The organism is Streptomyces sp. OR43, from assembly GCF_008042275.1.
Lineage (GTDB): Bacteria > Actinomycetota > Actinomycetes > Streptomycetales > Streptomycetaceae > Streptomyces.
Genome location: NZ_RDBK01000008.1, coordinates 716,138 through 725,478, shown reverse-complemented (window position 1 = coordinate 725,478; position 9,341 = coordinate 716,138). Strand labels below are relative to the sequence as shown.

Annotated in this window: 7 protein-coding genes; 3 read left to right on the top strand and 4 right to left on the bottom strand. The window is 73.1% G+C overall.

Annotated features, from left to right (window positions below; genetic code table 11):
* Positions 1-382: 382 nt before the first annotated feature.
* Positions 383-1,561, bottom strand: coding sequence for an ROK family transcriptional regulator (locus EAO72_RS07300; RefSeq protein WP_148016344.1), 1,179 nt, complete (start codon positions 1,559-1,561; stop codon positions 383-385).
* 150 nt (positions 1,562-1,711) lie between these two features.
* On the opposite strand from EAO72_RS07300, the gene EAO72_RS07295 reads away from it, so the two are divergent.
* A complete protein-coding gene (locus EAO72_RS07295; RefSeq protein WP_148016343.1) occupies positions 1,712-2,944 on the top strand; it encodes an MFS transporter in 1,233 nt (410 codons plus the stop codon).
* A gap of 126 nt (positions 2,945-3,070) precedes the next feature.
* A complete protein-coding gene (locus EAO72_RS07290) occupies positions 3,071-4,465 on the top strand; it encodes a uracil-xanthine permease family protein (RefSeq protein WP_148016342.1) in 1,395 nt (464 codons plus the stop codon).
* A gap of 5 nt (positions 4,466-4,470) precedes the next feature.
* On the opposite strand, the gene EAO72_RS07285 is transcribed toward EAO72_RS07290, so the two are convergent.
* On the bottom strand, positions 4,471-5,667 hold the full coding sequence (locus EAO72_RS07285) for a glycoside hydrolase family 6 protein (RefSeq protein WP_410090104.1): 1,197 nt from the start codon (positions 5,665-5,667) through the stop codon (positions 4,471-4,473).
* Positions 5,668-5,774: 107 nt separating this feature from the next.
* Here EAO72_RS07285 and EAO72_RS07280 point away from each other — a divergent pair, with 107 nt between their 5' ends.
* A complete protein-coding gene (locus tag EAO72_RS07280; protein ID WP_222724068.1) occupies positions 5,775-6,467 on the top strand; it encodes a DUF5995 family protein in 693 nt (230 codons plus the stop codon).
* 36 nt (positions 6,468-6,503) lie between these two features.
* Here the strand turns inward: EAO72_RS07280 and EAO72_RS07275 are convergent, their stop codons facing one another.
* Both EAO72_RS07275 and EAO72_RS07270 read right to left on the bottom strand, forming a co-directional pair.
* On the bottom strand, positions 6,504-7,430 hold the full coding sequence (locus EAO72_RS07275; RefSeq protein ID WP_187284947.1) for a GNAT family N-acetyltransferase: 927 nt from the start codon (positions 7,428-7,430) through the stop codon (positions 6,504-6,506).
* Positions 7,427-9,341, bottom strand: a 1,915-nt coding sequence (locus tag EAO72_RS07270) for a peptidase C14 (protein ID WP_315986291.1), incomplete at its 5' end; no start/stop codon positions are given. The genes EAO72_RS07275 and EAO72_RS07270, both read right to left, overlap by 4 nt.

The window sequence follows — 9,341 nt, the reverse complement described above, 5'->3', positions numbered from 1 at the left end:
CGGAACTGGCGTATTCACCCGGGTACGCAGACGACCCGGGTCGTACGCCATTTCCTGCGGGGACTCCCCTGCACGCCCCCACCCGGCATCAGCCACGTCCGCACACCGGAGTGACGACTGTCGCAGACGCGAGGCGGCCGGTCCGGGGCCGTGCAGGGGAGTCCCCGCAGGACGACGCACATCGACCCGGGTCCTTCACGWACCGGCGGAACGTGCGGCGTCCGAGGAGATCTCCCCGGAGGGGCCCCGGACCCCCACCACCGGACGTGACGCGCACCCCACGGGRGGCCCGCCACCCCAAGCCCGTCCGGCGKTTGAGGACGGAACCCCGCACCTGCGGGGACCCGCATCCCCGGGGACCCCACTGCCYCCCGCCCAAGGGTCACGCTCCCGGGGTGAACAACGCGTCCTGGGCCGCCTCCCGGGCCGTCAGTACCGCGCCGCGCAGGACCGCGGTGCCGCCCAGCAGGCCGGCCCTGATCTCGGTGCGCAGCGGGGACAGCTTGGCGAGGCGTTCCTCGACCCGGGCGGCCAGCGCGTCGCCGCCCGCATGGCCGACCTCGCCCGAGAGCAGGACGCAGCCCGGGTCGAGGACCGAGGCGACGGCGGCGACGCCGAGAGCGAGCCGGTCGGCGAGGCTGTCCAGGAAGGTCTCGCTGTCGCCCTCCCCCGCCAGGGCCGCGCGCAGGGCGACCGCGCCGCCGGGCTCCCGGCCTCCCGCGGGTGCGGTGATGCCATGGGCGGTGGCCAGTTCGACGAGCGGCGCCGAGCCCACCAGGGAGTGGAAGCCGCCGTCACAGTTGACGGCCGACGGGGTCCCTATCGTGCCGGGTACCGGCAGGAACCCGATCTCGCCCGCCCCGCCCGAGGCGCCGCGGCGCAGCTTCCCGTCCAGCATGACGGCCGCCCCGACGCCGTGGCCCAGCCAGAGCAGGACGAACGTGTCGTGGTCACGGGCGGCTCCGACCCGGTGTTCGGCGAGGGCGGCGAGATTGGTCTCGTTCTCCACGAGAACGGTCGCCGGCAGACGCTGCTGGAGCGCTGCCACCAGCCGGCGGTGCCAGGCGGGCAGGCCGGTGGTGTCCCGCAGCTCACCGGTGACCGGGTCGATGAGGCCCGGGGCGCCGATGCCGACGCTGTGCAGGGGCGCCGTTCCGGCCGCGCGCGCCGTGCGTTCCAGGAGGGCGACGGCCTGTTCGACGGCGTCGTCGACCGCGGTGTCGCTGCCGATGGGCAGGGTCGCCTCGGCGAGGGTCACGCCCAGTAGGTCGGCGACGACGACGGCGACGCTGTCGGTGCGTACGTCGAGGCCGGCCAGATGAGCGCGGTCGGCGACGATGCCGTAGAGCCGGGCGTTGGGCCCACGGCGCTCGGCCCCGGTCTCGCCGACCACCTCGATCAGTCCCGCGCCCTGGAGCCGTTCGACCAGGTCGGCGACGGTGGGCCGGGAGAGCCCGGTCAGGGTCTTCAACTGCGTGGCCGTCAGCGGACCGTCCTGCTGGAGCAGGCGCAGGGCGAGCCGGTCGTTGATGGCCCGGGCGGTGCTCGGTGATGCGGGCATGCCGGGATCCTTCCAGATCACTGTCGCGGGCGGGACCGGGTGGTCTATTTATCAGGCAGGGTTCCTGATAGTTTACTGCCCGCATCGTGGAGAAGGACGCCGGGGAGCGTCTCGAACCACACGGACATCCCCAGGGGAGGGCAGGGCGGTATGACTACGGATTCGACGGCTACGGGCTTCGGCACACAGGAGGTGCGGCGGGCCAGGTACGCCATCGCCGCCGTCTTCACCGTGCACGGCGCGGTGACCGGCAGCTTCGCCACCCGGGTGCCCTGGATCCAGGACCACGCCGGGGTCAGCGCCGGTCAGCTCGGCATCGCCCTGGCCTTCCCCGCGATCGGCGCCTCGCTCGCGATGCCGCTCGCCGGTACGGTCAGCCACCGGTTCGGCGCCAGGACCGCGTTGCGCGGACTGCTGGCCCTGTGGACCCTGGCGTTGATCCTGCCCGCCCTGGCCCCGAACCTGCTGACACTGTGCGCGGCGCTGTTCGTGTACGGGGCGTCCGCCGGAATGTCGGACGTGGCGATGAACGCGCTCGGTGTCGAGGTGGAGAACCGGCTCGACAAGTCGATCATGTCCGGGCTGCACGGGATGTGGAGCGTCGGCGCCCTCATCGGTTCGGCGGCGGGCACGGTGGCCGCCCATCTGGGGGCCGACGCACGGCTGCACCACACGCTCGTCGCGCTCGTCCTCACCGTCCTGGGCCTGATCGCCTGCCAGCGGGTACTGGACCTGCACAGCGAACCGGACCAGGAGCCGCCGCCGCGCTTCGCCCTGCCGCCCAAGTCGGCCCTGATCATCGGCGCGGTGGGCTTCTGCGCGGTCTTCGCCGAGGGCGCCAGCCTGGACTGGTCGGCGGTCTACCTGCGTGACGTACTGGACAGTTCGGCCGGGCTGGCGGCCGCGTCGACGACCGCGTTCGCCCTGACCATGGCCATCGCCCGGATCGCCGGCGACCGGATCGTCGACCGCTTCGGCGCGGTGCGGACCGTGCGGACCGGCGGCGTTCTCGCGACGGCCGGCGGGGTCATGGTGGTCACCGCCCCGAACGCGGCCCTGGCGATGTCCGGTTTCGGGCTGATGGGCCTCGGGATCGCCGTGGTCGTGCCGCTCGCCTTCGCGGCGGCCGGGCGCAGCGGCCCGAACCCGAGCCAGGCGATCGCCGGCGTCGCCACGATCACGTACACCTCGGGGCTCATCGCCCCGTCGGCCATCGGCTCGCTGGCCGAGGCCACCTCGCTGGTCGTCTCGTTCGGTGTGGTGTCGGTGCTGGCGTTCGGGCTGGTGCTCGGCGCCGGGGTGCTGCGGGGCGCGGACCGCAAGACCGTCGCCTCCTCGGAGGCCGGCGTCGTGGGCAGGGCGGCGGCCGAGCCGCGTCCCTGAGGCGCGGCGGGCCGGTCCCCGGCCGAGAGTCCCTGCCGTTCCGGCACTAACATGGCGCTGATCTTTTCCGCGGTGGCGCCGTGCCCGACGAGGCACCGGGCCCGCATCTACACACAGGGAGCAACCATGGGCGGCCTCGGCGTGCGCTGGACCTTGCACGGCGACGGGAAGACGCCCGCACCGGGCGCGGTGGTCCGCCCCGACGAGCGGCTCACCTGGCCCCGGACCTTCGGGCTCGGCGCCCAGCACGTGGTCGCGATGTTCGGCGCGTCGTTCGTCGCGCCGGTGCTCATGGGGCTGGACCCGAACCTGGCGATCATGATGTCGGGTGTCGCCACGGCCATCTTTCTGCTGGCCACGCGCGGGCAGGTGCCCAGCTATCTGGGCTGTTCGCTCTCCTTCGTCGGTGTCGCCGCGACGATCCGGGCCAGTGGCGGCAGCAGTGCCGTCGTCACCGGCGCCGTGTTCGTGGTCGGCGCGGTGCTCTTCCTCGCCGGTCTCGCGGTGCAGCGCTTCGGCGCCCGGATCATCCACGCGGCCATGCCTCCCGTGGTGACGGGCGCGGTCGTCATGCTGATCGGGTTCAACCTGGCTCCGGTCACCGCGTCGACGTACTGGCCGCAGGACCAGTGGACGGCGCTGCTGGTCATGCTGTTCACCGGCCTGGCCGTGGTATGTCTGCGCGGGTTCTTCTCGCGTATCGCGATCTTCCTCGGCCTCGTCTTCGGGTATGTCCTGTCCTGGGTCCTGGACCGGATCTTCGGGAAGATCCACTCTCCGGCGGGCGGTGCGGAGGCCGTGGACCACTGGCGGCTGGATCTCTCGGGGGTCTCGAAGGCCGACTGGGTCGGTCTGCCGTCGTTCCACGCCCCGAGTTTCGAATGGTCCGCGATCCTGGTCGCGCTGCCCGTCGTCATCGCGCTGATCGCCGAGAACGCCGGCCATGTGAAGGCCGTCGGCGAGATGACCGGCCGTTCCCTCGACGGCAAGCTGGGCACCGCGATCGCCGCCGACGGCGCCGCCTCGATGCTGTCGACCGCCGCGGGCGGCCCGCCGAACACGACGTACTCCGAGAACATCGGCGTGATGGCCGCGACCCGCGTGTACTCCACCGCCGCCTACTGGGCCGCCGCCTGCTTCGCCCTGCTGTTCGGTCTGTGCCCCAAGTTCGGTGCGGTCGTCGCCGCCATCCCCGGCGGTGTGCTCGGCGGCATCACCGTGATCCTGTACGGCATGATCGGGCTGCTCGGCGCCCAGATCTGGCTCAACGCCAAGGTCGACCTGCGCAACCCGCTGAACCTGGTGCCGGCCGCTGCGGGCATCATCATCGGCGTCGGCGGGGTCAGCCTGAAGATCTCCGACAACTTCGAGCTCAGCGGCATCGCGCTCGGCACCATCGTCGTCATCACGGGATACCACGTGCTGCGGGCCTTCGCCCCGGCCCATCTGAAGACGCAGGAGCCCCTGCTGGACTCCGGTACGTCCGCGTACGACGAGGAGCCGCCGGCCCCCGGCGCCTGATCCCGTCAGCCGGTGGCCAGCTGGTAGGCGTAGTCCGGGGTGAAGGAGCCCGCCGCGCCCTTGCAGCCGTCGGACTCGCCGGGCAGTTTCACCCACAGGTACGCGTCGATACGGGACTCCCCCGTGTCGGTCGTCGGGGCCCGGCCGAGCGCACGGCCCGACGGATCGCACCAGGCGCCCGCCTCGGGCGGTCCGTTCCCGTTGCGGCTGGTGTCGATGACGGCACCGAGCCGGGCCGGGCCGCCGAGTGCGGCCAGCACCCGGCGGGCGTAGGCGGCCTCGTCGGCGGTGCGGTGGAAGTTCGACACGTTAGTGAAGATGCCGTCGCCGCTGCCGGCCGCGCCCGCCGCCCGGAGCGCCGCGGCCTGTTTCGCGGCCGCGTGCCAGCCGGAGTGGCCGCCGTCGAAGTAGACCCGGGCGTTCGGATTGGCCGCGTGCAGGGTGCGGCCGGCCCGGGCCAGTGAGGCGTAGCGGGCCGCGCGGTCGCCGGACGAGAGGCAGTCGGCAAGTGCGATGGCGTCGGGTTCCAGGATCACGATGACCGGCGCGCCGCCGAGTCCCGCCGCGAACTCCCGGATCCACGCGTCGTACGCCGCGAGGCCGGGTGCCCCGCCCTGGGACGCCCCTCCGCAGTCCCGGTCGGGAATGGCGTACGGCACCAGCACCGGCGTGCGGCCCGCCCGGGCCGCGGCCGCGGTGACCGACCTGACCTGGCCGGTGACGGCCCCCGGGTTGTAGGCGGCGAACCAGACGGCGGCGGGCTGCGCCGCGATCCGCGTCTCGATCAGAGGGCGCCGCGGGTCGTCGTGGTGGGCGGCGACCCAGTCCAGGACCTGAGAGGCGGGGTGGCGGTAGAGCCGGCCGTCGGGCGGGGCAGCCGCCGCACCGCGGGACGCCACCGACGCCGGCTTCTTCGGCGGGCCGGGCGTACGGGAGGCGGTGGGCGCCGTGGCGGACGGGCGGGGCGAGGCCGGCGTCGGGCTCGGTACGGCGGGCAGGGGCGCCGCGGTCGGCGACGCCGTGGTGTCGGGGCGGGCGGTGGTCCGCTCCTCCTCCCCCGCGACGGCGGAGATCACTCCCGCCGCCGTCCCCGCGGCCACCACGGCCGAGGCGACGACCGCCATGACCTGCCGGCGAACACGGCGGCTGCGTTCCTTGAACTCCCTCCGTGCGACCCGGCGTTGTATGCGTGCGCCCGACACTTCTCGTTCCCCTCCCCGGCCCCGGCGGTGCTGCCGTCGTTACCCCATTCCGATGAACCGACGGCTCCCGGGTGCCACGGCGAGCCTATGGCTGGGACGCTGCCCCCATGGCGCAGTTCGAGCAGTTGGAGCAAGTCGTGGACGGTCCGGGCGCCGAGGGCGCACGGACCGGCACGGGCACGGTGACCGCGCGGATGCGCTCGTTCCGGCCGTCGGCGGGCCGCGGCGAGGACGGGATCGCCGTCTTCCACCGGGTCTGTCTCGCCGTCCTCGATACGCAGGGCGGGGCCGTGTCCGGGGTGCTGGCGGAACGCCTGGCCGAACGGTATCTGGCCGCTGTCGACCCGACGGTGGCCGGGCAGCGGACGCCGGACTGCTGGCGTCCGCTGTTCCAGTACCGGCGCCACCCCGGTGTACGGCCGGTGCAGTTCGCGCTCGCGGGTCTGAACGCGCAGGCCGGCCACGATCTCGCGCTCGCCGTCGTCGACGCCTGCCGTACGCTCCACTGCGCCCCGGCCGACCTGGAGGAGGAGTTCGACGGGGCGGGCGGTCTGCTGCTGATGCTGGAGGAGCGCATCGGCGAGGAGCTGATGCCGGATCCGGAGAGTCTGGAGGTCACCGATCCGCTCACCCATCTGGTGGGCAGCTGGAATCTGGAGCGCGCCTGCGAGGCCTCCTGGTCGGCGGCCCGGGTGCTGTGGAGGCTGCGCGATGTGCCGCTGCTGGCCGCGGAGTTCGGGCAGCGGCTGGACGCGGGGGCGGGGCTGGTCGGCCGCTGCCTGCTCACTCCCTGCCGCTGACCGGGCCCGGCCGCCGGTTCCCCGCAGCCGCGGCACTCAGAAGCAGTCGCCGTACCAGTGGACCGCACCCGGCGCCGTGACCGTGGCGCGCACGGAGGCGGCCGCGGCGTGCAACGGCCGTGCCATCCCCGTGTGCTCGGTCACCCGACGGGCGTCGGTCAGCAGGCGGGGAAGGGCTCCCTCCATCTCGGGGAGTCCAGGGACCCGGGCCCGGCTGATCCCCGCCGCCCGGGCGCGCGAACCGACGGCCCCGAGCAGGGGCCCCAGGCAGTCGGCCTCGCCCGCGAACTCCCGCACCTCCACGCAGTCCGCGAGGTGCTGCGCCACGATCCAGCCGGTGAGCGCCCCGGAGACGGGGTCCACCGTCACGAGCGGCCGTTCGGCGGGACCGTACCAGGCGGGCACCCGCACCGCCCAGTCACCGGGTTCGCGCAGCGAGGTGAGCGGCCGGCGCGCGTTGTACGCGTGGTGCAGTGCGGCCACCTCCGCGGCGTCGTCGGGGGCCGCCTCGCGGACCGGGAAGGCTGCGGGTCCGGTCGAGCGGGCGAGGGCCCCTTCGGTGTACGAACGCGTGAACTCCTCCCAGCCCGAGCTCCGGTAGACACCGGGCGTGCCGGTGAACAGCAGGGACCACGCGCACTGTTCGGCGCTCATGGTGCGCTCCGCCGCCGCGAGCAGCAGCCTGATCAGCCCTCTGCCCCGAGCCTCCGGGCGGGTGGCGACGCTCCCGATGCCGCCGACGCGCTGCGGGGCACCCGAGGCGTCGCGGATCAGCCTCGGCACGTAGACGACGACGGCGTCGATCCCGTCGCCTTCGGCGTTCTCGGCGACGAAAGTGTGGCGATGGCGTTCGGGGTCGAGGGCGTGCAGGTCGGAGAGGTGCGGGGCGACGAAGCAGCGGCGCCACAGGGCGGCCAGGGCCGGGTCGTCGGCGGCGGTCGTGGTGCGGACGACGGCGTTCACAGGACGAGGTTCCCGTCCGTGCGCACCGTGTCGCCGGCCGGAGGCATGGCGCTGCGCCGGGTGCCGTCCTCGACGCACGCGGTGTGCAGGACCGAGGCGAGGGCGTCGGGGGCGAGATGGAGGGTGCCGCCGGTGAAGCGGCTGCCGGTGGCCGCGTAGTGGTTCGTGCCGTCGGCGATGCGGATGTGGGCGGTGCCGGCTCCGGTGGCCCTGCTGCTGAGTCCGGTGATCTCCCAGGTCGTCCCGCCCGGGCCGGACGCGCGGCCGAGCAGGACGGCGGCCTTGTTGCTGCCGGTGAACCTGGCCCCACCGGTCACGGTGATCCGCTGGTCGCGCACGCCGCTGAGCTCGATGCCGGTGTCGTCGAACGTACCGCCGTCGATGCGCAGGTCCGCGGAACCGACGGACAGCGGGGCCGCGTTCTGGGCGCCGGTGAGGGTGCAGTCGGTGAAGTGGACGGGGCCCGCGCCCCGCAGGATCGCGCCGTCGACGCCCTGGAACGTGCAGCGTACGAAGTGGACGGGAGCCGTGACCGGTGTCTGGACGAGGACCGCGCCGGCGGGCGGTTCGAAGGTGCAGTCGCTGATGGTGGTCGGCCGGCCGGAGCGGGCGGAGCGCTGGGCGACGGCGAAGGTCTTCGCGGTGCAGCCGCGCACCTGGGCACCGTCGGCGTTCACGGTGAGGGTGCCGGCCTGGTCGAAGGTGGGGCGCGCGATCACCGTGACGTCCTCCAGGGTCAGCTCGGTGATCTTCGTGTTGGCGGTGAACCAGGAGCACACATGTCTGCGTACGGTGATCCGCTTGGCGGATATCCCCCACTGCGCACCGGAGTTGGCGATGTCCATCAGTCCGGAGTTGCCGTCGAAGAGCAGGTCGTGCTCGTACTGGCCGTGGGTGGTGAAGGGGTTGCCGCCCGCGTCGTCGCCGTCGCCGTGGCAGTTCACGACGGTGCAGTAGGCCGAGGCGGTGAGGTCGTTGAGGTGGCGCACATTGCTGGTGGTGCAGTCGGCGACCCGCCCGTACAGGCAGTAGATCTGCTGGGTGAGGTAGCCCGCGCCGCCGTACTCGACGGTGGGCGGGTTCTTCAGGGAGCAGTCCTCGGTACGGAAGCGGGTACACCAGCGGCGCATGATGACCGGCCAGAAGGTACCGGTGGCGTGGATGCCGGAGACGTCGCAGCCCACGGCGTACTCGAAGCTGACGGGGTGGGAGCCGGTGTACTCGTCGGGTCCCGCGCCCTCGAAGAGCATGTTGCGGATGTGGGTGTTGCGGACGGGCTCGACGCGGGTCCAGGTGAGGGTGCGGCCCTCGGCGAGTTCCCAGCCGTTGAGGTAGCCGATCCGGATGTGGCCCGCGTCGACGATCTCGGTGATCTCGACCAGCTTCTGCAGTTCGCGCTCGTCACCACCGCCGCCCGCGACCGGGTCGACCCGCACCGCCCACCACTGGCCGACGGCGAACGCCTTGGCGTCGGGGACCGGGAAGGTGTCGGTGAGTTCGATGACCTTGCCGGAGAGCGGGTGTGTGACGGTGGTGTCGGTGGGGGTGCCGCGGAAGGAGAGGACGGCGCCGAAGGGGTTGTCGTGGGTGTTCTTCTCGATGCCGGTGGTGTGGAGGTGGTGGCCGCCGAAGTCGAGTTCGATGTTCGAGCGGTCGAAGAGGTGGCGTCGGGTGAAGAGGAGGTCGGTGTGGGCTTCGATGCGGTGGACGTCGGGGTCGTTGACGAGGGCGTCGAGGGCGTTGTCGGCGGGGGTGCTGGTGTCGAAGTGGCCGAAGGTGCGGAAATCGAGGGTTCCGGTGTGGAGTTGGTGCCAGCGTCCGGTCTTCGTGGGTGTGGTGGGGGCGATGACGGTGCCGCCGTTGTGCGGGGCSGTGGAGGTGCGGTTCCAGCGCAGGGCCATGGTGCCGCCG

Excerpts from the sequence above, each read along its gene's own strand:
- EAO72_RS07300 (WP_148016344.1), bottom strand. The coding sequence starts at position 1,561 with ATGCCCGCATCACCGAGCACCGCCCGGGCCATCAACGACCGGCTCGCC.
- EAO72_RS07295 (WP_148016343.1), top strand. The coding sequence starts at position 1,712 with ATGACTACGGATTCGACGGCTACGGGCTTCGGCACACAGGAGGTGCGG.
- EAO72_RS07290 (WP_148016342.1), top strand. The coding sequence starts at position 3,071 with ATGGGCGGCCTCGGCGTGCGCTGGACCTTGCACGGCGACGGGAAGACG.
- EAO72_RS07280 (WP_222724068.1), top strand. The coding sequence starts at position 5,775 with ATGGCGCAGTTCGAGCAGTTGGAGCAAGTCGTGGACGGTCCGGGCGCC.